This window comes from Campylobacter concisus (assembly GCF_015229955.1).
GTDB lineage: Bacteria > Campylobacterota > Campylobacteria > Campylobacterales > Campylobacteraceae > Campylobacter_A > Campylobacter_A concisus_AT.
In genome coordinates this window covers 535,968-558,373 of the sequence record NZ_JAAKYZ010000001.1, presented here as the reverse complement: position 1 = coordinate 558,373, position 22,406 = coordinate 535,968, and the positions used below count along the sequence as shown (strand labels likewise).

Genomic DNA, 22,406 nt, shown 5'->3' with positions numbered 1-22,406 from the left:
AAGCCTTTAAATTTAAGTTTTGACTTATTGTAACCAAAATTTTAAATAAAGTAAGAACTTTATAACCGCACATATCATAAAATAACTCAAAAACGCACAAGGAGAAGATGATGAGCGAAAATGAAACTCTTTTTATAAACCGAGAATTAAGCTGGCTACGCTTTAATTCAAGGGTGCTCGCTCAGTGTGAAAAGGAAATTCCTTTACTTGAAAAGCTAAAATTTATAGCCATTTATATGACAAATCTTGATGAATTTTATATGATCAGAGTTGCTGGCTTAAAGCAGCTTTTTGCAGCTGGAGCTACTACAAGCAGTGGCGATGGCATGAGCCCACTTGATCAGCTAAGAGAGATTAGAAAATATCTACAAAATGAGCAAAATTTAGTAGAAGATCACTATAAAAAAACAGTAAATGCTCTTAGCAAAGAGGGGCTTTTTATAAAAAATTATGACGAACTTGATGATAGCTTGAAACAAAAGTGCGACGAATACTTTTTCTCAAATATCTTGCCAGTCATCGTTCCTATCGCTGTAGATGCGACTCATCCATTTCCGCACCTAAACAACCTTAGCTTCTCTCTTGCCGTTAAGCTTGCTGATATCGAACATCCAGAAATTTTAAAATACGGCATGATAAGAATTTCAAGAGTCTTGCCACGTTTTACACAGCCAAGTAGCAATGTTTTTGTGCCGATTGAAACGATCGTACATCGCCACGCAGAAGAAATTTTTCCAGGATATAAGCTACTTAGCTCAGCTGCTTTTAGAGTGACAAGAAACGCTGATATCGTCATTGAAGAAGAAGAAGCGGATGATTTTATGATGATACTTGAGCAAGGGCTAAAGCTTCGCAGAAAAGGGGCTTTTGTTCGTATGCAAATCGATAAAAACGTAGATGCTGACATCTTGGACTTCTTAAATTTTCATATGAAAATTTTTCATAAAGATGTCTATTTTTCAAGTATTCCGCTCACTCTTAGCTCACTTTGGGAGATAGCTGGAAGTAAAAATTTTACCCACCTAGCAAATGCGCCTTACGTTCCAAAGACATTACCGCCATTTGGCAATGGCATATCTGTGTTTGACGCCATAGATAAAGAAGATGTGCTCTTAGTGCATCCATTTGAGAGCTTTGATCCAGTTGTAAGCTTTATCAAAGAAGCCAGCAAAGATCCAAAAGTCATATCTATTCGAATGACACTTTATAGAGTCGATAAAAGCTCACCAATAATTCAAAGCCTAATAGACGCCGCAAGTGATGGCAAGCAAGTAACTGTGATGGTTGAGCTAAAAGCTAGGTTTGATGAGGAAAATAACCTACACTGGGCAAAGGCGCTTGAAGACGCAGGTGCGCACGTGATATACGGCATCACAGGCTTTAAGGTGCATGCAAAAGTTAGCCAGGTCATCCGCCAAATCGGCGATAAGCTTAAATTTTATATGCACTTTGGCACAGGCAACTACAACGGCAGTTCGGCTAAAATTTACACCGACGTGAGCCTATTTACGAGCAAAGAGGAATTTAGCCAAGATACGACTTCGTTTTTTCACATCCTCTCAGGATATAATAAAAATCGCCGTCTAAACGCTCTTAGCATGTCACCTTTTCAGATAAAAGAGCGCATTATCGAAAAGATAAGAGTAGAAGCAAGCAAAGGCAGCGAGGGTAGGATCATCGCCAAAATGAACGCACTAATCGATGAAGATGTGATAAATGAGCTTAGCCGCGCATCAAACGCAGGCGTGAAGATCGATCTTATAGTTCGTGGTGTGTGCGGACTAAGGCCTGGCATAAAAGGCAAAAGCGAAAATATAAAAGTTCGCTCAATAATCGGTAAATACTTAGAGCATGCTAGAATTTTATATTTTAAACATGCTCAGCCAAAAATTTATATCTCAAGTGCTGACTGGATGCCAAGAAATCTAGAGCGTCGCTTGGAGCTTATGACGCCTATTTTTGAGCCAAGGCTTCAAGAGAGGTTGCTTGAAATTTTAGAGCTTCAGCTAAGCGATAACGATCTAGCATTTGAGCTACAAAATAGCGGTGAATACGTAAAAGTAGCAAGAAGCGAAAATGAAAAAGTAATATCTTGCCATGAAGTTTTGGAAAATTATATATCTAAAATTTATAAATCTGTAAAAAAAGACACCGACAAAGCAAAAGCCGATATGCTCGCAAGCAAGCTCTTAAAAGAGAGCTAAAAATAAATTAAGCTTTTAGACCTAGTCTAAAAGCTATTTTTAAATCAGCATAAAAAACACCAGCATTTGATTAAGTAAGTCTTATTAAAAATTTCAAATCCGCAGCAAAAAGCAAAATTTATAAATTTACTTGAGCCCCTCAAAGCTAGCCAAATATTTCAAATTTTTTAAACAACTCTGGCTCATCTTTTACTATGCCGCGCTTAACTAGATCAGCAACTACTTCGCGGTCACAATCCGTTTGTAGCGGCCAGCCACGCGTATATCCCTCTAGCTCGTCCTTGCTCGTCGCATCTACGCAGAAATTTTCACCATCTATGAAAATATCACGCAAAGCATCGATATTATTTGTCACACGCCAAAGTAGCATATATGGGTTTTCAAGGTGATTTTGCATATCTACAACGATAAGGAGTTTGAAAAATTCTCTAAATGTCAAAAGCTTGTCAAAAAGCTCTTTTACCACACAATCTTTTTCAAATTTCACAACACAAATAGGCGTTTTAGTATCCGTTTTAAACTGCTTAAGCTCTTTTACATTTGGCGTAACGCTTTGAAATTTAGCCAAAAGCTCGCTGTCGCTTAAAACCACAGGGCTAAATTTACAAAAGTCTTGCGTCGCATCTACACCGAGTTTGCCGCCAAAGCACGAATTTGGACTAGCGTGATCAAGCTGATCGCACACGCCTTGGCTTATTAGCACACTCTGGCTACCAAAACGATTTAGAACAAAGCTAGTAAATTCATCATAATCTTTAAGCTCAGGCGCATCGGCTCCAACAAAAATGGCATGTTTTACAAAACTCATCTGCCCAACGCCCCAAAATGCGTGCATAGCCTGCTTTGCATGAGCTGGATAGAGCGTATTTATCTTGGCCAAGATTAGGTTGTGAAAAACGCCATTTTCAGGCATATTGTAGTCTAAAAGCTCAGGCACGGCCGTTCGCAAAAGCGGCAAAAAAACCCGCTCAGTCGCCCAGCCCATATATTTATCCTCAAGTGGCGGCTTTCCGACCACAGTCGCGTGAAATATAGGCTCACGCTTGCTAGTTATCGCCGTTACATCCATCACCGGAAAAGGCTCGATAGGAGTATAAAAGCCAGTATGATCGCCAAATGGGCCTTCAAGCTCACACTTAGCCGTATCCACAAAGCCCTCTATCACGTAGTCTGCATCGTGTGGGACGCAAATTTCATTTGTTAAGGATTTTACAAGTTTGGCTGGCTCTTTTCGGATAAAACCATAAAGTAAAAGTTCAAAAACTCCCTTTGGAAGCGGCGCTTGCCCACACCAGATGTAGAGTGGATCGCCACCAATCGCCACAGAGACTGGCATTTTTTTGCCTGCACGCTTGTACTCGTGAAAGAAATTTGCACCGTCTTTGTGGATCTGCCAGTGCATGCCAAGGCGGTTTTTGTCATAAATTTGTAGGCGGTACATACCTAAATTTTGCAAATTTCCATCCAAGCTTTGCGTATAAACCTGTCCCATCGTAATAAAAGCGCCACCATCATGTGGCCACGTCTTTAGCGCAGGTAGGCTCAAAAGGTCAGCATCCTCACCTATAAATTTCACCTGCTGGCACTCGCCCTCACCTTTTAGCCTTTTAGTAAAAATTTTTCTCATATTAAAAAGATAGGCTAAAAAATCAAGCTTTTCTTTGAAATTCTCTGGTTTTCTGGGCTTTAAAAGCTTTTCTATCTCGGCTGCGATCTCATCAGGCTTTAGCCCAAAGATAAGCTCAAGCGCACGTTTTGAGCCATAGATATTTGTAAGCACTGGGGCAAATTTACGCCCAGTTTTTTTGCAAACTGGGTTTTTAAAAAGTAGCGCTTGCGAACCCTCGCGCTTGACCTCGATATAGCTTGCGTGCGCGATCTCTAGGTCGATATCCGCAGGCTCGTCGATGACGCGAAGTAGATTATTTTCTTTTAAAAGCTTGATGTAGTCCATATTTCGCCTTTTTGATTTTTGGGCGATTTTAGCCAAAAATAGCTGAAAAAGGCGAAGCAAAGCGGATACCTATTATTTATCACACGTATAAATAGCTATCAGAGTATCGATCGCTGTTTCGGACGCATTCTTTGCGATATTGCCTCGCCGTTTAAATAGACACAAGCACTAAATTTATACTCCATTGTCGAATGTGCGCAAACTAGTGTTCAACGCACAGCCACACATGGCCCGGCATACTTACGTCTTTTCCAAAGTGATTCATTACAATTTTTTTAAACGCTAGATGGCATCGCAGTTTTAAAAACGGCAGTAAATTTTATTAATTACTTCGATATGCTACATTTTAGCAGTTTGCCAAATATCTCTTTGCTATATTTCATAAAGCGCTCGTTAAGTTGAACACCCTCTATATCAACGCTAATAACGCTATCTTGCACCTCAAAAATAATAGTTTTATCAGTGATCTTCACCCTTTTGCAAGTGTTATAGCAAACGTCGCCGTTGCACTCTGCGTATATGCCGTTTATGTCGGCGTTTTCGTCGTCATCTTTTTTGAGCTTGATCGGTCTTTGAAAGATTATGTAGTTTTTGTAGTCGTATTTGTCGTCTGCAAGACCGATCATATAGTAGTTGTCTTTGCTATTTTTAGTAGCGGTTAGGGCTTTTGCTTTAAATTTTAGCTCAAACACACTCTAAGACATCTCTTCAGCGCGTTTTAAAAGCTCTTTTGCCCCTTTTTCTATAAATTTATGAGCTAGCTCCTTACCAACGCTTTGAAATTTATCTTTGCTGACCTTTAAGCTATCTTTTATAAACTCGCTTCCATCAGGTAGACCAACAATCGCATCGATAGAAATTTCATCATCTTTTAGCCTTGCGCTTATACCAATTGGTACCTGGCAGCCGCCTTCTAAAACGCTTACAAAATCACGCTCTATGGTCGTTTCTATAACCGCATTTTCGTCGTTTAAAAAAGAGATCTCATCTAAAATTTTCTTCTCATCTCTAGCCTCTACCCCAAGAGCACCCTGCCCCATTGCAGGTATCATCTCGTCAAAACCAAATGTGTAGATATGTGCCACTTCAGCCTTGATATTTAAGCGATTTATGCCAGCCATCGCCAAAATAATCGCGTCAAATTCACCCTCTTTTAGCTTTCTAAGTCTAGTTTGCACATTTCCACGAAGCGAGATAATCTCAAGATCAGGCCTCATGATAAGTAGCTGCATCTTGCGGCGTAGGCTCGTTGTGCCAACTTTCGCGCCATGTGGCAAGTCGCTAAATTTAGCAAATTTCTCGCTTATCATCGCATCTCTTGTATCCTCGCGTGAGCAAATCGCTGCTAGTTTAAGCCCTTTTGGAAAGACTACTGGCACGTCTTTTAGGCTATGCACAGCGATGTCAGTCTCGCCTTTTAGCATGCTATCTTCAAGCTCTTTTGTAAAAAGCCCCTTACCGCCGATCTTCGCAAGTGGCGTATCAAGGATCACATCGCCCTTTGTCTTCATACCAATAAGCTCAACTTTTATATCGTTATGTTTTGATTCTATTCTAGCTTTGATATGCTCGCTTTGCCAAAGCGCTAAGATACTCTTTCTAGTTGCTATTTTTATCTCTTTCATCATCTCTCCTAATTTACTCTTTTTGGCTCTTCTATAACCTCAACGTCGATGATCTCGCCATCATCTTTTTTAGTACTTTGTTCGCTAAAATTTTGAAATTTAAACTCTTGATAACTCTCGTTTTTGGCTGCATTTTTCTTAAACACTAAAGAAAAAACGACTACGGCTATACCAAAAATATCTGTTAAAATTCCCGGTAAAAACAAAAGCATTCCGCCAAAGCTAAGCCCTAACTGGCTAAATAAATTTCCGCCAAGAAAGCTTTTAAACGCCACTTGAGGCGAATTTAAACTAGAAAATCCAGCATTAAAAAGAAGTGCGATGCCAACAAATCCAGAGACCAGCACCTCAAGAAAGTAGTTTAAAAAGCCAAATTTATCAACAAAAAGATAGATAAATATCGCTTCTATCAAAAAAAACAAAAATGCAAAAAATCTCATAAGCTTTCTTTTATCTTTTTAAAGGCTTCGTTTACGCCGATCGTTTCTTTGCTTAAACCATCTCTTGTTATAAACTCAACCTTGCCATTTACAAATTCTTTACCCACAAGCAGCGCATAAGGGAAGCCGATGAGTTCAAAGTCATTCATCTTAACGCCAAATCTCTCGTTTCTATCATCGATGATGACGCTAACGCCAGCTTTTTTAAGGCTCTCATAAAGCTCAAATGCAAATTTTACGCCCTCTTCATCTTTTAAATTTGAAATGATGATCTCCACGTCAAACGGTGCGCACTCTTTTTTCCAGATGCAGCCCTTCTCATCGTGGCTAGCCTCTATCATTACGGCAATCAGCCTACTGATACCGATGCCGTAGCAGCCCATCAAAAATGGCTTTGCCTTGCCGTTTTCATCAAGATATGTCGCATTCATAGCAGCTGAATATTTATCGCCTAGTTGAAAGATATGACCAACTTCTATACCCTTGCTAAGTTTTAAATTTCCGCCACACTCTGGGCATTTATCACCCTCTTTTACCTTTACAAGGTCTTTAAATCTCTCTTCGTTAAATCCGCTAACACTAACGCCAACGAAGTGGTAATCCTTTTCGTTGGCACCACATATCATATTATTTGCGCCTTTTAGCTCGTTGTCTATGTAAAATTTCACATCTTTTAGCCCAACTGGCCCGCAAAATCCAGCCACAAGCCCAGCTTTTATAATCTCTTCTTCGCTAGCATCGACAAGTTCGAGTGCCTTGCAAGCATTTTGTGCCTTTGTCTCTTGAAGCTCGTCATCGCCCCTTACGAAAAAGACCACGACCTCTTCTTTGTCCTCATAGATCACCTTTTTCATAACAGCTTTTATGCAGTAAAACTCGCTAACTTTGAAAAACTCCGCCACATCTTTTATAGTTTTTGCATTTGGCGTTAGAAATTTAGCCGCGTCCGCCTCTGGCGCCTCAGCCTCGCTAACTCTTGGCTTGCGTCTTGCAGCCTCAACGTTTGCAGCGTATCTGCAAGCCTCACAGCAAAGTATGTCGTCCTCGCCGTTACTTGCAAGCACCATAAATTCTTTACTTCCGCTACCGCCAATGGCTCCGCTATCAGCCTCAACAGCTCTAAAATTTAGCCCCAAACGGGTAAAAATCTTACTATAAGTTGCCTCCATAAGGTCAAACTCACGCTTTAGATCCTCTTTGCTCGAGTGAAAGCTATAACCATCTTTCATCGTAAATTCGCGACCTCTTAGCAAGCCAAAGCGTGGTCTTGCCTCGTCACGAAATTTGGTGTTTATCTGGTATAAATTTAGCGGCAGCTGCTTGTAGCTAGTCACCTTGCCACGCACCAAAGCAACGGCTGCCTCTTCGTTTGTCGGGCTTATGACAAAGTCATTATCCTTTCTATCTTTAAAGCGCAAAAGCTCCTTGCCAAAGACGTTGTAACGACCACTTTGCTTCCAAAGATCGCCTGAAGTAACCACGCTAAAGCTAACCTCTAGCGCGCCAGCCTCGTTCATCTCCTCTTTTACCACGCGTGAAATTTTATCATGCATGATCTTTCCAAGCGGCAGATAGTTATAAAGCCCAGAGCCGATCTGCTCTACAAAGCCACCTCTTATCAAAAACTGATGACTTGGTAAAGATGCATCTTTTGGCACTTCTTTGGTCGTTGGGGCGTAAAATTTACTAAATTTCATCTATATCTCCTGCTTGAAAATTTTGTTCATCTTTTATGTCAAATAAAAATTTAACTCCGTTTGAAAGCTCGCTAGCTCTCTCCTCGTCTGCAAGCCCTTTTAGTTTCATCGTTGGCTGGTGCAAAAAGGCTTTAAAGACCTGATGGATGAGCTTTTGCGCCTCATCGTAATCACTATGTTTTAAATATCCTTTTTTTATCGCTTTTTCTAGCTCGTTTTTAGCGCAAATTTCAGCTTGTTTGCGGATAGACTTTATGAGTGGCACGCTCATATCTTCTTTTAAAATTTTTAAAAATTCGCTTGTGCCTTGGCCTACGATCGAATAAGCCTTTTGTGCTTGCTCCTCTCTTAGGGCTAAATTTTTCCTTACTATCTCCTCTAAACTATCAACCGTATAGACACTAATAAATTCTGTATTTATAAGATCAATATCCCTTGGCACGGCAATATCAAAAAAGTATCTGTGAAATTCTCTTGGTTCGATTATGGCGTTTGTGATGATAGCGTGAGGGGCCGCGGTGCTTGAAAATATCAGATCGTAATTATTTACATACTCTTTTAATTTTAAAATGCTATCCCAGCTAGCGTTATCACCCAGGCTATCAACTAGCTGCTCAACACGATCCGAGCTTCTGTTTATGATGATCACCTCTGCGCCACTTGAGATTAGGTGTTTTGCTGCTAGTTCGCCCATCTCACCAGCGCCTACGACGATAGCAGTTTTGCCTTCAAGCGTACCAAAAATTTCTTTTGCTTTTGCTACGGCGACGCTTGAAACTGAGATTGGGTTTTTAGAAATTTGAGTTTCGTTTCTAACTTTAGCAGCGCACTTACATGCATAATGGATGATTTTACTGATTTGTTCGCCGCAAGCTGAGCTATCGTAAGCAAATTTAAAAGCATTTTTTAACTGACCAACGATCTGCGTTTCGCCGACGACTAGGCTATCAAGCGAGCTTGCCACGGCAAAGAGGTGATGCACGGCTCCGCTATCTTCATAAATGTCTGCTCTTTCATAAAGCTCGTCTTCAAAAACACCTGAAAATACAGACATGCATCTAAACGCATGCGTCGTTGCACTTTTTAGATCACTTACACTTGCTATTATTTCAACGCGGTTGCAGGTGTTTAGCACCATACACTCTTCTATGTTTTTGTTTGACCTTAGTAGTTTTAAAATTTGCTCTTTTTTTTCATCACTATCAAACGCAAGCTTTTCTCTGACTGAAATATCAGTATTTTTATATGTAAAACTTATATCTAAATAGTGCATTAAAATTCCCTATCTATCATGCTTTTTATGATCCCTTCAAGCTCGGCGTTTTTATACTCTCTTATCGATTCTATCGCTTCAGTCCCAAGCCTTTTTGCCTCGCTTATAGCCTTGCTAAGTGAGCTAGTTTTATCAAAATTTTCTTTTAGCCACGAAATTTCGTCCGCGTTTAACTTCTTTGCCCAAAGCGATCTAAGCTTTGTTTTACCAGCCTCGTCCAGGCTCTTATAAAGATATATGTATGGGAGTGTTGTTTTGCCCTCGACAAAGTCGTTTAGTGCTGGTTTGCCAAGCGTTTTTTCATCTTGAGTGATGTCTAAGATATCATCAACGATCTGAAATGCAAGACCTAAATTTTTGCCATAAATGCCAAATTTCTCGCTATTTTTGCCAACTAGCTTTGCCCCGCAAATAGCCGTGGCTTCTATCAAAACAGCTGTTTTATAATAGATCATTTTTAAATATTCTTGCTCGTTTTCATTAAAATTTTCAGCCATTTTCACATCCATCATCTCGCCGATGCTTAGTTTGCTGACCGCGTCTGAGATGACAGCTGCGATGCTTGGATCAAATTTTGTAAGCTCAAAATAAGCCTTTGAGTAGAGGATATCGCCCAACATGACTGAGTTTTTACTGCCAAAAAGTGCGTTTATGCTTGGTTTGCCGCGTCTTATATTTGCCTCATCTATGACGTCGTCGTGCAATAAGCTTGCAAGGTGGATGAGCTCGATGATAGCGCAAAGTTTAAGTGAAATTTCACTCTCGCCTGCGATCTTTAAAAGAAGTTTTGAGCGCAGCTTCTTGCCTGAGTTTATCTTTAAAAACATCTCAAACGCCTCTTTGTAGCCAAGCTCGCTTATAAATTTGCTCATTATTTCATCGATTTTATCCATTTTTATCCTTCTATTTATCCTCGTGCGGATCTCTAAAACCCACATCCACACGCTTGCTCTCATCTAGCAGCGCCACCCTAAAATGCGCCTTTTTATCCTTAAAATCAATAAATGATATATAAAGGCTTACGCTCTCATTTGGCGGCATCGTAAAATCAGGCAAAACTCGCTGCATGTAGGTGTTTTGTCCTTGTCTTAGAGAAAAGACCATCTGCCTTGGATAGCGCCTAAAAAAGCTTTGCACGGTGATGTTTGTGCTATCAAACAGCGTCCAGCGAAAGTCAAAAGTTTCAACCCTTTGAGTTCGCTTCTCAGTTATAAAAACTCTTGCCCACTCATCTTTTTTAAGCTCAAATGTGTGCACCGAACTTGGATCAAAATTTGGCTCCTTAGCAAAAACAAGAGCAGCAAGCAAAGCAATGAGCGCGAAAATCTTACTCATTTTGGCTTAAAATTTCTCCGCTAAGCTCGATATATAGGTCATTTACTCCGTTATAAATTTTATCTTGCTCTGAGACTATAAAATTTCTGATCTCATCTTCGCTAACGCCATGCTTTTCGCAAAGCTCGCTCATAGCCACAAATTTTTCAAAAATTTTATCTATCTCGTTTTTAACCAAAACGGCATTTGCGTTAAACAAAATGTCATAAAATTTATCCCTCGCACTGCCCTCAAATATATCTATCATCGCTGTTTCTTTGAAAATTTCTTAAGATTATAGCCAATTAAAACTAAGTTAAAAATTTAATATTATCTCCCAAGCCTCGCTAACATTTTTAGCGTTATAAGTCGCAGTTTTGCTCTCCTCGCCAAATCCCCAGCTAACTTGCAAGAAAGGCATATTTGCATTTTTAGCAGCTAGCTCGTCTTTTAGGCTATCTCCTACAAAGATCGCCTTGCGGGCTCCCGTCTTTTTAACAGCCAAATGAAGCATCGCAGGATCAGGCTTTTGTGGTATCTCCTTGCTAGCGCCTATGACCTCGTCAAATAGCTCGTAAATTTCATTTTTCTTTAAAATTTTCTCTAGCGTATCGTGCGGTGCGTTGCTTGCCAAAACGACTTTGTAATGAGCCTCTTTGCACTTTTGCAAAAGCTCTTTTACACCCTCATATGTAGTCGCGCACTCATCGTAAAATTTCTTAAATTTCTCTTCAAAGCCCTCTTTTAAGCTCCTGCTTGGCGTGTCGATGCCGTAAAACTCAAGGGGTAAATTTCTACCTGGCTCGTTGATCGCTTTTATGATAAATTCTTTTTCAAGTGGCGGCAAATTTAGCTCATCTCTTACTTCATTCACCGTTTTATATATCGCCTCGCCGCTATCGATCACCGTGCCATCCATATCGAAAATAACTACTTTCAATCCTCATCCTTAAATTTATTTTTATGTTTTTCTTTTTTATATGTCTTTTGATTTTTGAGCTTATCAAGTAGGTTTGCCGCCTTTAAAAGTTCCTCTTTTGGGGCATTTTTGATAAGCAAATTTATAAAATTTTCTAGTGCCTTTGAGTATGGCTGATCAAGATAGACAGCCTCGACTTTTTCGATGACTTTCGCGTTTTTCTCCACTCTTTGACGAAATTCAGCCTCGTCAAAGTCATCTCTTTTTAGACCATTTATCGCTGATTTTGCAAATTTTTCTAGCGCACGAAGATATTTTACACGCTTAAATTTGTCCGTAACTTGGTTCAAATTTTTCCTTTTTTTGGCAAATTATATCAAAATTTGATTTTATCCCCTAAATTTTGGCTTTGCTAATGTATAATTTACGCCAAAATTACCTTAAAAGGAGCAAAAATGAGGCAAGAAACCGCTGCGATCCACGTAGGCTACGACACACATGAGGGTTTTGGCACGATGGCTGTGCCTATTTTTCAAAGTACGGCTTACGACTTTGGAAGTGCCGAGACAGCCGCTGCTAGGTTCGATCTAAAGGATGGCGGCCACATCTACACAAGACTTGGCAATCCAACGACAGATATCTTTGAAAAAAGGGTCGCCGCACTTGAGGGCGGAGCCGCTGCGATAGCGACTGCAAGCGGTCAGTCAGCTTTGTTTTACAGCATCATAAATTTAGCCCAAGCAGGCGATAATATCATCATCGCCAAAAAAATTTATGGTGGCACAACGGTGCTTTTTACGCACACGCTAAAGAGATTTGGCATAGAGGCTAGAGTCTTTGACAGCGACACTGCTGATGATCTGGAGAGTTTGATAGACGAAAAAACTAGGGCTATATTTTTTGAAACGCTCTCAAATCCGCAAATTTCTATCCCAAATATCGAAAGAATCGTAGAAATTTCAAACAAATATGGCATCATCAGCATCACTGATAACACCGTGCCAACGCCTATCATCTTTCAGCCACTTCGCCACGGCGTCGATGTTTGCGTGCATAGCGCTAGCAAATATATGAGCGGTCAGGGTCTTAGCCTAGCAGGCGTGGTCGTCAGCGCAAATCACCTAAACGAAAAGCTAAAAGGCAACAAGAGATATGAGCACTTTAACGTGCCAGACGCGAGCTATCACGACATCGTATATGCTGATATGACGGATCGTTTTGATATCTACACGTTAAGAATGAGGCTTGCCATCGTGCGCGACATCGGCGCTGTGATCTCTCCGTTTAACTCTTGGCAGCTCATACAAGGGCTTGAAACGCTCGCCGTTAGAGTTGAGAGACACTCACAAAACGCGCTAAAAGTGGCTAAATTTCTAAACTCTCACAAACATATAAAAAGCGTGGCTTATCCTGGGCTTGCCGACAACGTAGATCACGCAAAGGCGCAAAAATACTTTAAAGATGGCATGGCAAATGGACTATTTTGCTTTGAAACTGATAGTTTTGAGCGTGCAAAAAAGATGCTAGAGCGTGTAAAACTCTTTAAGATCGTGGTAAATATCGGCGATACAAAGTCGCTCATCACGCACCCAGCATCAACTACGCACCAACAGCTAAGCAGTGAAGAGCTTATAAAAGCTGGCATCACAAAAGAGCTAATAAGAGTTAGCATAGGCCTTGAAAACGCTGAGGATCTGATAGCTGATCTGGCTCAAGCCCTAGAATAAAGAAATTTCTAGCTCATTTTGGGCTAGAAATTTAAAATTTACTCAAGCTTGCCACATATCCTCTCGCACTCTTTTGCTTGCCTTATAAATTTTATAACAAAAAAGATGACAAGTAGCGGCACGCTTATATACCAAAAGGCAAAAAAGGCGAGCAGAAAAAACATAAATAAGAGTGTTGCAAAATATACCAAGACCGCAAGGATGATACTATCAAGCATTTTGCCTCCCATTTTGCTAGTGTTTTAGTGATTTTATAAAAAGCAAAAATAAAATGAGACTGAACGGATTTGTTTTGGCCTTAAAATTTGAGCTAAGCTGCAAGCGAAGCCAAATTTTAGTAGGTAATTTTACATATATGAAGCTCAGGCAAATTTTAAAATTTCATGAACGAGTAATTTCGGCTCTGATTTTAGTGGCAAGCTTTGCGAGGCCTAAAATCAGTAGTCAATTCTTGCAAGTAAATGAAAGTTTTAAAATTTGCTTTGAGGTGTAAATTTATCAAAAGGGAGATAAGGGGGGGCTTGAATTACGGTCTGCTTGCAGTTGCGAGCTAGCGAAGCAAGCCGTCCGTCCCCTTATCCCCCTTTTTAAATCCTCTGTCTGCTTACAGTTACGAGACGAAGTCGAAGTACGACAACGTTAGAAGTGCATGCTTCAGTGCTTCGCACTGCATGCAGTTTTATTTTTAAAAATTTATCGTGCGTTATAAATTTATAAAATCAAAATTCAGCATCAAACGATGACAAAACTTCAATTTAATACGTTAAATACTTAATAGTATCTTGATAAAGCACTTGATTTTCGCATTGTATCAGTAGCAAGTCATTTTCTTCAAAGATTGTTGAGCCAGTCGGCTTTTGATACTCGTTTTTACGCTTTATTAGGATTATTAAAAACTCAGTTGGAAGCTCAAGCTGAGCCAAATCTTTGCCAATTAGTTTTGAACCATAGTGGATGGTATGCTGGCGAAGCGTGTAGCTTAAGATCGGAGAGTTTTCTACCAGTTTAGTATCCTCTTGCTCACTCTCTTTGACCTTAAATTTATCAGCTGCAAAGCCAAGTGACATACCTTGTATCAAAATAGAAATCAAAACCATAAAAAATATAATGTTAAAAATCATATCCGCATCACGTACGCCATCGACATAAACATAGGTAGCTAGCACAACTGGCACGACGCCTCTTAGCCCAACCCAGGAGATAAAAATTTGCTCATTTATCTTAAATTTTGAAAATGCAAGCGATGCAAAAACACCAAGTGGCCTTGCAAAAAACATAAGCCATAAGGCCAAAACAAGCGCCATTAGTGCTGTTGCTGGAAGCTCGGAAGGATTTACTAAAAGACCAAGCGTCAAAAAGACAACTATCTGCATCGTCCAAGCGATACCGTCATGAAAACCGACTAAATTTTTCTTATGAGAAAACTCTTTTTTATTTATAAAAATTCCAGCTATATAGACAGCCAAATAGCCATTGCCACCAACCTTAAAGCAAAGCGTGTATAAAAGCAATATCCAAGCGATAGAAAAAACTGGATAAAGACCCCAGCTTTTTAGGCGAAGTCTATTAAAGATAGCTGGCAAAGCAACGCCAAATAAATAGCCCATAGCGATACCTATACCAAACTGCTTAACCAGTGTAATCGCCCACTCTGACGCACTTGGAGTGCTATTTAGTGAGATCATTTGAATGATCGTCATAGTTAAAAATATCGCCATTGGATCGTTTGAGCCAGATTCAAGTTCAAGCAATGGCGCAATGCTATTTTTAAGTGAAATTTTCTTAGCTCTTAGTATGGCAAATACCGCTGCTGCATCTGTTGAAGAGATAATGGAGCCTAGTAAAAAGGCCTCCGCCCAAGTAAAATCAAGCAGATATTTTGCTACTGGAGCGATAGCTAGCGCGGTTAAGAAAACACCAAGTGTAGCGAGCGCTAAACCTCTGCCAAAAATAGGCTTAATCGCTGCAAAATCAGTATCTAGCCCACCAGCGTAAAGTATAAAAATAAGTGCTAGCATACCGACATTTTGAGCAATCATTTGATCATCAAAATTTACACCCAGCAAGCCGTCTGAGCCAGCCAACATGCCAACGCCTAAAAATATTATTAAAGATGGAATTCCAAATTTATCAGAGATCTTACTTAAAAGAATGCTAGTTATAAGCAAAACCGCAAAAAATAGTAGTAAATTCTCCAAACAAACTCCACAAAATTATATTAAATCATACTTTCAAAAGCTTCAAATTTTTCTTGATTTGAAAGCATTTCAAGCAATACACCATAATTATCTTTTATCTCATCTTGAAGCTTAGTAGTAAGCTCTTTAGCGTTTCTTCCGTCTTTTGGATAGCTTACTATCAAATCAATTGGCTCAGCGTTTAAAAACTCTTGAATACCAGATAATAGTTCACTAGCTCCTCTTTCGTTTGTTCCATGAAGTACAACCACATAATGTTCATTCTCTCTTACAACAACGTCAGTTTGTCTTAAAAATTTTTCAAATAGTTCACTATACTCTTTAGTACTTGGCAAAGAAAAATATATCAAAGATAAATTTTTTGCATAATCTTTTACATTTTTATAACGATTTATAAAAGCTATTTCAAGATCTATTATTGATAAGATATCAACTGGTGAGAAAATTTTTGCTGCCATTTTTAGCCCTCTTTTGTTTATTATGTTTTATTTAAGTCACTATTATATCTTGTAAATTTTCAAAAACAAAGACATTCATTCCGTTTTTATATTCGTATCTAAATTTGAGTCCATGAGCATCAAGTATATTGCTAACTATATATAAACCTAGTCCAAAACTCTTTTGAGTATCCTCTCCTTTGATAAATGGCTGGATATAAAAGTCAAGATCATTTTTTAGCTTCTCACCTTGAGTTATAAATTTCATATGGTCCTTGCTAACAACGATATTTACGTGCTTATCAGTTGAGTATTTTATGCCATTGTCTATCATATTTTTTATAGCAACTGAAAATAGCTTGAAATCAACAAGCACCCTAACCTCATCAAGCTCACTGACACCAACACACTCTTTTTCAACCATGGCTATATCGATTGCCTCATCGATAAGATCCCTCATAAAACATGGTGTTTTATTGCTAAGCCCTATTTTTGATGTTATCTGCTCGATCGCTGCAAGTTCGTTTATTAAGTTTTCAAGCTTGTGAAAGACAGAGATTAGCCTTTCTTGATTTTTGCTTTTTTCTATCATTTGAGCGGCGATTAGCCCTTTTGTGATAGGAGTTTTTAGCTCGTGCATTATGTTTCTTAAGAAAAGATGCCTCGAGTCATTAAGCGCCTTGATCTGACAAACCGCCTCATAAAATGCCTCTGAAACTTCAGAAATTTCATCCTTGCCATTACCGACATTTTGTACGCCATCAAGCTCACCATTTGCAAATTTTACGATCTGGCGCTTTAGCTTTCTAAGTGGTTTTATCTTATAGATAACAAAAATGTAAGCACCTAGCAAAATGACCGCAACTACCAAAAAAACAGCCTTTATCACCTCGTATCTGTAAGGCTGAAATTCTTTATCCATTAAAAGCTTTAGCTCGTCTAAATGCTCAATCCTTAAGTAGTGATGCTTGTCATAAAGCAAGATCGCACTAGATCCTAGATCGCTTGAAATTTCTTCTAAAACAGTCGCTTGCTTTAAAATTTCATCTTTTTTCTTCTCGTCTTTGATCTCTGGCATATCGATATTTGAAAGCTGGCGGTCGTACTGAGTTTTATTTATGATGCCACCCATATAAAATAAATTTGTCCTAGCAACGTTTGAGTATTTGTTATTTAGCTCTCTTGTATAGTTTTGCTTGTCAAAACCCATGAGCCACAAAAAAGCTAAAAATATCGAAACGAGTGCAAGGGCAAAGATAAAAGTTATGGTTATAAAAATAGACGATCTTGGCATCAAAGAACCAATTTATAGCCGATACCGCGGATCGCGTGGATGTATTTTGGCTCTTTTGGATTTTCATTTAGTTTTTGGCGAATCCTGCCGATAATGACATCTATACTTTTGTTTGAGCTATCTTCATTTATGCTCTCGCAGTTATAGATGAGCTCCTCTCTAGTAACCGCTCCGCCCTCTTTTAAAAGTAGATATTTTAAGATATCGTATTCTGCAGCAGTTAAATTTAGCACGTTTCCTTTAAATAAAATTTCATGTTCAAATTCTTTTAAAACCAAGTCTTTATTTAAATTTCTCGCCTCACTTGCTGGGGTGATACTCTGTCTTCTTAGATGACTTTTGATACGAGCCAAAAGCTCTTGTGGGTCATATGGCTTTGGCAAATAATCATCTGCTCCGTTATCAAGAGCATTTACCTTATCTGTTATATCATGCCTTGCACTTGATATGATAATAGGAATATTGTGATTTTTCCTGATCTCTTTACAAACTTCTAATCCATCCATACCAGGCAATGTAAGATCTAGTATCACTAGGTCAAATTTACTTGTATTTAGCGTAGATAGTCCGATATATGGCTCTTCAGCAGTTACTACTTCAATATCGTAGTTTTCTAGATATTCAGTTAAAATTTCAGCAAGCTCCATATCATCTTCTATCATTAAAATTCTAGTCATGATCTTTCCTGTTGTAAATTTATTTTTAAGGATTATAGCAGATTAAGATTTTAAAAATTTAAAAGGGTTAAGAGCTGAAATTTCAGCTCTTGGATGATTATTTTATAACAAGGCCTTGTATGATACCGCCGCGATTTATCCACACTAGTGTCTTTTTACCTTTTGTATTTTTGATTGTATTTGCAAATGTTTGAAGATCTTTTATACTCTCTTCGCCAACTTGAACGATCACATCGCCTCTTTCAAAGCCAAAGTCTTCAGCTTTTGAGCCTGATTTCACATCAGTTACTAGCACACCTTGAGTATCTGGACTGATTTTGTATTTATATCTTATCTCATCGCTTAGATTACTGACGCTAAGTCCTTCGATGATAATGCTTTTTGCTATGTCTTTTGAATTGTGATCAGCGTTTGCAAGCTTGATTTTTGCATTCATTATTTTATTTGATCGCTCGTAAGTTATATCAACGCTGCTATTTGGAGTTAGTGAGCCAATGAAATTTTTAAGATCATTTGCATTTTTGATAGCTTTATCATTAGCTGATATAACCAAATCGCCTCTTTTTAGTCCAGCTTCATCTGCTGGCATGCCTTGCTCTACGCCACTTATTAAAGCACCCTCTTTATTTGTGTAAAGCTCTTTTTGATCATCTGTTAAATTTGCAATCGTAACGCCGATAAAGCCACGCTCGATCTTACCGTCAGTTATCAGCTTTTTAGCGATATCTTTTACCATATTTGATGGGATTGCAAAACCAATGCCGTTATTGCCACCACTTTTTGAAAGTATGGCTGAGTTTATTCCGACTAAATATCCTCTGCTATCAACTAAAGCGCCGCCTGAGTTGCCAGGATTTATCGAGGCGTCTGTTTGGATGAAATTTTCATATTGATTAAGGCCGATATTGTCTTTATTTAGCCCTGAAATGATACCTTGAGTGATACTTTCACCAACGCCAAATGGATTACCTATTGCAAATACAACATCTGCATCAAGCAGCTTTGATGAGTCCGCAAAAGTGATAGCATTTAGTCCACTTGCTTCTATCTTTACGACGGCTAGATCGGTTTTTGGATCACTTCCTATTAATTTGGCTTTAAATTCTTTACCACCATTTGCAAGAGTTACGACTATTTGATCGCTATCTTCTATAACGTGGTTGTTTGTAACGATGTAGCCATCATTTGAGATAATAACGCCAGAACCAAGTGAAGTAGTTTTTTCTTTTTCTTTTGGTTTTGCAAAATTAAATCCAAAAAATTCATTAAAGAAAGGGTCATTAAACATCTGCTCAATACCAGCGTTATTTACCGTTTTTGTAGTTGAGATATTTACAACTGAAAGCTTTGCCTGAGCGATCGAGTCATAATAAGAAAGTACGCTATTTTTATCGCTAAGTGGCGAGACTCTCGTGATATTAGAGTTAGCTTCATTAAATTTAATATCAGCCCCCACTAAAAAAGAAGCTGCTACTAATGAAATTAGCACAATCTTTTTCATTTTTTTCCTTTAAACTAAAAATTTTTGCAAATTATAAATATAGTGAAAAAATAAAATCTTAACACTTTTTCTTGTTATTAAACAAAAATAAACTTGACTTGCATAGACTAAAGCTTTGTGATATAATCCGTATCAAAAAAATATAAGGAGAATATATGAGTGAAAGCTTGTATGAGACTTTAGGGGTTTCAAAGGGTGCCTCAAGCGACGAGATAAAAAAAGCTTATAGAAAACTTGCCAGAAAATATCACCCAGACATCAACAAAGACCCTGGAGCAGAAGATAAATTTAAAGAGATAAACGCTGCTTATGAAATTTTAAGCGACGATAAAAAACGAGCTCAATACGATCAGTACGGCGATACTATGTTTGGCGGTCAAAATTTCCACGACTTTGCTAGTAGCTCAGCCGATATGGGCGATCTAAATGAAATTTTAAAGAATATCTTCTCAGGTGGCTTTGGCGGCGGTGGAGCTAAATTTAGCAGCGGATTTGGTAGTAATTTTGGAGGCTTTGACGGATTTAGTAGTGGTGGATTTGGCTTTGGCGGAGCTGATCTAGACGTAAATGCAAAAATTTCTATACCATTTGACGTAGCTGTAACTGGTGGCGAACATAAGATAAATTTTAATGGCGAAAGCATTAAGATAAAAATTCCAAGCGGCATAGAAGGCGGCGAGAAGCTTCGTGTAAAAGGCAAAGGCAAGAGTGCTGGTGGTCAAAAAGGCGATCTTATACTTGCTATTAGCGTTGAGCCAAGCGACGAATATGAAAGAGTCGGAGACGATCTTTATAAAGATATAGAAATTCCACTAAAGACTATGCTTTTTGGCGGAAAAGTCGATGTACATACTTACAAAAAAGATGTCACGATTAAGATCGCTGAGAACTCAAAAACAGGCACAAAGATCCGTTTAAAAGGGTATGGCGTGCAAAACAGAAAGAGCGGAATTTATGGCGATCTTTACTTAAAAGCCAGGATAAAACTTCCAAATATTAGTGAGCTTGATGAAGGCTTAGTAAAAGAGTTAAAAGAAAAATTACCGGAGTAAAAAATGCAAAATTATGAAGAACCACTTTTTTTAATAAGCGTTGTTGCAAAGGTTTTAAGCATACATCCACAAACTTTAAGACAGTATGAAAGAGAGGGACTTATCGAGCCATCAAGAACAGATGGCAAGATGAGGCTCTACTCACAAAAAGATGTTGATCGAGTAAAAACTATACTAAATTTAACCCGCGAATTAGGTGTAAATTTAGCCGGCGTTGATGTGATACTTCAGTTGAAAGAAAAAATTGACGATTTAGAATCAACTATTGATGAGCTAAATAAAAAATTGCACGAAGCTACCAGTCAAACTAGCACAAAAAGATCGCTCGTAAAGAGAAAAAATAGCTTTGATCTAGTCTTTTATGAAGGTAAAAAATAATTTATGGAACAAATTTTAGAAGGCTTCTTGCTTGTTGCAGCGATCTCAGTCGCATTAAATGTCATTTTTAAAAAATTTCAGATACCAACCATCATCGGCTACATCGTAACAGGTACGCTTATATCAGAATTTTTCAACCTAAAAAGCAATGATGAAATTTCTCATATCGCGGAATTTGGTATCGCGTTTTTGATGTTTACCATTGGGCTTGAGTTTAGCTTTAAGCACTTAATGGGTATGAAAAAAGAGGTCTTTTTAAATGGCGGCTTACAGGTTTGTTTAAGTGGCTTTATAATGGGCGTTATGCTTTATTATGCCCTTCACTTAAAAGACGAAACGGCACTTATTGCAGGTCTTGCGCTTGCACTCTCATCAACTGCGATCGTGCTAAAGACGCTAAACGATAGTGGCGATGTGAGTAAAATTTACGGCAGAAAAGCACTTGGAATTTTACTATTTCAAGATATTGCCGTCATTCCTATTTTACTTATGATAGATATGTTTAGCTCGCAAGATGCTTCAATAAATGAGCTTTTACTAAAGACATTTACAAGTGCGATTATTCTTATCGTTGTACTATTTTTACTTGGTAAATATGTCATTAACTGGATATTTTATAAAGTCATTCAAACAAATTCGCAAGAGGTTTTTATAGCTACGATTTTATTTATGGTCGTTGGCTCTAGCACTTTGGCTCACTTCTTTGGCTTCTCATACTCTTTGGGTGCATTTTTGGCCGGTATGATGATGGCAGAGACACAATATAAACACCAAATCGAAGTTGATCTTATTCCTTTTAGAGATTTGCTCTTAGGGCTATTTTTTATAACCGTTGGTATGCAGATAAATTTTGCTGTCGTCATCTCAAACATCTGGCTTGTCCTTGGCCTAGTATTTAGCGTCATGGTGATAAAAGCGGTTGTCGTTTTTGCTATCTTAAACATCTACTTAAAGCGAAGAGTTGCTGCAAAAACTGCACTTAGTGTTTGTCAAATAGGCGAATTTGCACTAGCAGTTTTTGGACTAATGACTACTAGAAATTTACTTGATATACAAACAGCTCAAATTTTTATCGCAGCCTCAGTTGTGTCGATGTTTGCCACGCCTTTTATACTTAAAAAACTAGACACAATAGCAGATCTCATAGAACGTGAGATTGTTGTTGAACCAAATGAAACTCTAAAGCCGCAAAAAATAAAAAATCATATCGTAGTCTTTGGCTATGAAAGGCTTGGGCAAGAGGTCGTTTTAAGACTAAAAGAGACAAAGCTTTTATACCTTGTGCTTGATAATGATATTAGTCTAGTTGAGCTTGGTAGGAGCCGCGGGGAAAATGTATTTCTAGGTAATGTTCTTCAAAGCCATACACTTGAAAATGCCTGCCTAAGCGATGCTGCTGCTGTTATTATAACCGTTAACAATGAGCAAAGGGTGGAGCTCATCGCGCAAAAGATAAAAGACTACGGCGTAAATACCCAAACTATAATAAAAATAAATGGTGAGGGTAATAAAGATATTTTTGGTGAGCTGGGTAAAAATTTTCACCTAATAAATGAAGAGCGTGTCATGGCAAAAACACTCGTACACGAGGCTCTTCAATGCAAAATCGATCATGATATAAGAGCGTAAAAGTATAAATTCATTCTAGAATTTTACGAGTTTATGTTCGGTTTTAAAATAATCTTTTAAAAATAACTTTTACAAGCAATGAGTAAG

The 22,406-nt window shown here is 38.5% G+C and carries 21 protein-coding genes and 1 pseudogene; 5 read left to right on the top strand and 17 right to left on the bottom strand.

Annotated features, from left to right (window positions below; genetic code table 11):
• Nucleotides 1-98: 98 nt before the first annotated feature.
• A pseudogene (locus tag G6W45_RS02860) lies at nt 99-2,204 on the top strand (RNA degradosome polyphosphate kinase); the annotation flags it as partial.
• A 145-nt stretch (nt 2,205-2,349) separates the two neighbouring features.
• Here G6W45_RS02860 and G6W45_RS02855 read toward each other — a convergent pair.
• The 11 genes from G6W45_RS02855 to G6W45_RS02805 form a co-directional block, all read right to left on the bottom strand.
• Nucleotides 2,350-4,158 (bottom strand): menaquinone biosynthesis decarboxylase, encoded by a 1,809-nt coding sequence (locus tag G6W45_RS02855; protein ID WP_194167450.1) that lies wholly within the window; start codon nt 4,156-4,158, stop codon nt 2,350-2,352.
• 326 nt (nt 4,159-4,484) lie between these two features.
• Entirely contained in the window at nt 4,485-4,850 is a 366-nt protein-coding gene (locus tag G6W45_RS02850; RefSeq protein WP_194167449.1) for an Imm10 family immunity protein, read from the bottom strand.
• Between the two features lie 3 nt (nt 4,851-4,853).
• The gene (gene hemC / locus G6W45_RS02845) at nt 4,854-5,783 is read right to left on the bottom strand and encodes a hydroxymethylbilane synthase (RefSeq protein WP_194167448.1); all 930 of its coding nucleotides are present in this window, start codon (nt 5,781-5,783) and stop codon (nt 4,854-4,856) included.
• Nucleotides 5,784-5,791: 8 nt separating this feature from the next.
• Nucleotides 5,792-6,223 (bottom strand): FxsA family protein, encoded by a 432-nt coding sequence (locus tag G6W45_RS02840; protein ID WP_072594952.1) that lies wholly within the window; start codon nt 6,221-6,223, stop codon nt 5,792-5,794.
• Nucleotides 6,220-7,920, bottom strand: coding sequence for a proline--tRNA ligase (locus tag G6W45_RS02835; protein WP_194167447.1), 1,701 nt, complete (start codon nt 7,918-7,920; stop codon nt 6,220-6,222). The genes G6W45_RS02840 and G6W45_RS02835 overlap by 4 nt, the downstream gene beginning before the upstream one ends.
• Nucleotides 7,910-9,193: a glutamyl-tRNA reductase gene (hemA, locus tag G6W45_RS02830; RefSeq protein WP_194167446.1), complete on the bottom strand. Its 1,284-nt coding sequence runs from the start codon at nt 9,191-9,193 to the stop codon at nt 7,910-7,912. The genes G6W45_RS02835 and hemA overlap by 11 nt, the downstream gene beginning before the upstream one ends.
• Nucleotides 9,193-10,086: a polyprenyl synthetase family protein gene (locus G6W45_RS02825; protein ID WP_194167445.1), complete on the bottom strand. Its 894-nt coding sequence runs from the start codon at nt 10,084-10,086 to the stop codon at nt 9,193-9,195. Before G6W45_RS02825 ends, hemA begins: the two co-directional genes overlap by 1 nt.
• Before the next feature lie 10 nt (nt 10,087-10,096).
• Nucleotides 10,097-10,528 (bottom strand): hypothetical protein, encoded by a 432-nt coding sequence (locus tag G6W45_RS02820; protein WP_194167444.1) that lies wholly within the window; start codon nt 10,526-10,528, stop codon nt 10,097-10,099.
• Nucleotides 10,521-10,775 (bottom strand): DUF2018 family protein, encoded by a 255-nt coding sequence (locus tag G6W45_RS02815; RefSeq protein ID WP_021085554.1) that lies wholly within the window; start codon nt 10,773-10,775, stop codon nt 10,521-10,523. The genes G6W45_RS02820 and G6W45_RS02815 overlap by 8 nt, the downstream gene beginning before the upstream one ends.
• Before the next feature lie 48 nt (nt 10,776-10,823).
• Entirely contained in the window at nt 10,824-11,447 is a 624-nt protein-coding gene (locus G6W45_RS02810) for an HAD family hydrolase (protein WP_194167443.1), read from the bottom strand.
• Nucleotides 11,444-11,776: a hypothetical protein gene (locus G6W45_RS02805; RefSeq protein ID WP_072594946.1), complete on the bottom strand. Its 333-nt coding sequence runs from the start codon at nt 11,774-11,776 to the stop codon at nt 11,444-11,446. Before G6W45_RS02805 ends, G6W45_RS02810 begins: the two co-directional genes overlap by 4 nt.
• Nucleotides 11,777-11,881: 105 nt before the next feature.
• On the opposite strand from G6W45_RS02805, the gene G6W45_RS02800 reads away from it, so the two are divergent.
• Complete coding sequence (locus tag G6W45_RS02800; protein ID WP_194167442.1) at nt 11,882-13,153, top strand: O-acetylhomoserine aminocarboxypropyltransferase/cysteine synthase family protein; 1,272 nt, start codon at nt 11,882-11,884, stop codon at nt 13,151-13,153.
• A 38-nt stretch (nt 13,154-13,191) separates the two neighbouring features.
• On the opposite strand, the gene G6W45_RS02795 is transcribed toward G6W45_RS02800, so the two are convergent.
• From G6W45_RS02795 to G6W45_RS02770, 6 genes are all read right to left on the bottom strand, one after another.
• Nucleotides 13,192-13,371 (bottom strand): hypothetical protein, encoded by a 180-nt coding sequence (locus G6W45_RS02795; protein ID WP_194167441.1) that lies wholly within the window; start codon nt 13,369-13,371, stop codon nt 13,192-13,194.
• Between the two features lie 537 nt (nt 13,372-13,908).
• Complete coding sequence (locus G6W45_RS02790) at nt 13,909-15,351, bottom strand: potassium/proton antiporter (RefSeq protein ID WP_194167440.1); 1,443 nt, start codon at nt 15,349-15,351, stop codon at nt 13,909-13,911.
• A gap of 20 nt (nt 15,352-15,371) precedes the next feature.
• Nucleotides 15,372-15,809, bottom strand: coding sequence for a hypothetical protein (locus G6W45_RS02785; RefSeq protein ID WP_021090991.1), 438 nt, complete (start codon nt 15,807-15,809; stop codon nt 15,372-15,374).
• A 31-nt stretch (nt 15,810-15,840) separates the two neighbouring features.
• The gene (locus G6W45_RS02780; protein WP_149719745.1) at nt 15,841-17,082 is read right to left on the bottom strand and encodes an ArsS family sensor histidine kinase; all 1,242 of its coding nucleotides are present in this window, start codon (nt 17,080-17,082) and stop codon (nt 15,841-15,843) included.
• The gene (locus G6W45_RS02775; RefSeq protein ID WP_021090796.1) at nt 17,082-17,759 is read right to left on the bottom strand and encodes a response regulator transcription factor; all 678 of its coding nucleotides are present in this window, start codon (nt 17,757-17,759) and stop codon (nt 17,082-17,084) included. The genes G6W45_RS02780 and G6W45_RS02775 overlap by 1 nt, the downstream gene beginning before the upstream one ends.
• A gap of 97 nt (nt 17,760-17,856) precedes the next feature.
• Nucleotides 17,857-19,260, bottom strand: coding sequence for a Do family serine endopeptidase (locus G6W45_RS02770; protein ID WP_194167439.1), 1,404 nt, complete (start codon nt 19,258-19,260; stop codon nt 17,857-17,859).
• A 155-nt stretch (nt 19,261-19,415) separates the two neighbouring features.
• On the opposite strand from G6W45_RS02770, the gene G6W45_RS02765 reads away from it, so the two are divergent.
• From G6W45_RS02765 to G6W45_RS02755, 3 genes are read left to right on the top strand one after another with little or no spacing between them, the layout of a single operon-like run.
• Nucleotides 19,416-20,312, top strand: coding sequence for a DnaJ C-terminal domain-containing protein (locus tag G6W45_RS02765; RefSeq protein WP_194167438.1), 897 nt, complete (start codon nt 19,416-19,418; stop codon nt 20,310-20,312).
• A gap of 3 nt (nt 20,313-20,315) precedes the next feature.
• Nucleotides 20,316-20,690, top strand: coding sequence for a heat shock protein transcriptional repressor HspR (locus tag G6W45_RS02760; RefSeq protein ID WP_072594938.1), 375 nt, complete (start codon nt 20,316-20,318; stop codon nt 20,688-20,690).
• 3 nt (nt 20,691-20,693) lie between these two features.
• Complete coding sequence (locus tag G6W45_RS02755) at nt 20,694-22,319, top strand: cation:proton antiporter (protein WP_194167437.1); 1,626 nt, start codon at nt 20,694-20,696, stop codon at nt 22,317-22,319.
• The last annotated feature ends 87 nt before the right edge of the window (nt 22,320-22,406 follow it).

Bases quoted from the DNA above. Each gene is read 5' to 3' on its own strand.
- G6W45_RS02795 (WP_194167441.1), bottom strand. From the start codon at position 13,371: ATGCTTGATAGTATCATCCTTGCGGTCTTGGTATATTTTGCAACACTC.
- G6W45_RS02775 (WP_021090796.1), bottom strand. From the start codon at position 17,759: ATGACTAGAATTTTAATGATAGAAGATGATATGGAGCTTGCTGAAATT.
- G6W45_RS02780 (WP_149719745.1), bottom strand. From the start codon at position 17,082: ATGCCAAGATCGTCTATTTTTATAACCATAACTTTTATCTTTGCCCTT.
- G6W45_RS02835 (WP_194167447.1), bottom strand. From the start codon at position 7,920: ATGAAATTTAGTAAATTTTACGCCCCAACGACCAAAGAAGTGCCAAAA.
- G6W45_RS02820 (WP_194167444.1), bottom strand. From the start codon at position 10,528: ATGAGTAAGATTTTCGCGCTCATTGCTTTGCTTGCTGCTCTTGTTTTT.
- G6W45_RS02755 (WP_194167437.1), top strand. From the start codon at position 20,694: ATGGAACAAATTTTAGAAGGCTTCTTGCTTGTTGCAGCGATCTCAGTC.
- G6W45_RS02760 (WP_072594938.1), top strand. From the start codon at position 20,316: ATGCAAAATTATGAAGAACCACTTTTTTTAATAAGCGTTGTTGCAAAG.
- G6W45_RS02770 (WP_194167439.1), bottom strand. From the start codon at position 19,260: ATGAAAAAGATTGTGCTAATTTCATTAGTAGCAGCTTCTTTTTTAGTG.
- hemC (WP_194167448.1), bottom strand. From the start codon at position 5,783: ATGAAAGAGATAAAAATAGCAACTAGAAAGAGTATCTTAGCGCTTTGG.
- G6W45_RS02855 (WP_194167450.1), bottom strand. From the start codon at position 4,158: ATGGACTACATCAAGCTTTTAAAAGAAAATAATCTACTTCGCGTCATC.
- G6W45_RS02840 (WP_072594952.1), bottom strand. From the start codon at position 6,223: ATGAGATTTTTTGCATTTTTGTTTTTTTTGATAGAAGCGATATTTATC.
- G6W45_RS02825 (WP_194167445.1), bottom strand. From the start codon at position 10,086: ATGGATAAAATCGATGAAATAATGAGCAAATTTATAAGCGAGCTTGGC.
- G6W45_RS02800 (WP_194167442.1), top strand. From the start codon at position 11,882: ATGAGGCAAGAAACCGCTGCGATCCACGTAGGCTACGACACACATGAG.
- G6W45_RS02785 (WP_021090991.1), bottom strand. From the start codon at position 15,809: ATGGCAGCAAAAATTTTCTCACCAGTTGATATCTTATCAATAATAGAT.
- hemA (WP_194167446.1), bottom strand. From the start codon at position 9,193: ATGCACTATTTAGATATAAGTTTTACATATAAAAATACTGATATTTCA.
- G6W45_RS02765 (WP_194167438.1), top strand. From the start codon at position 19,416: ATGAGTGAAAGCTTGTATGAGACTTTAGGGGTTTCAAAGGGTGCCTCA.
- G6W45_RS02815 (WP_021085554.1), bottom strand. From the start codon at position 10,775: ATGATAGATATATTTGAGGGCAGTGCGAGGGATAAATTTTATGACATT.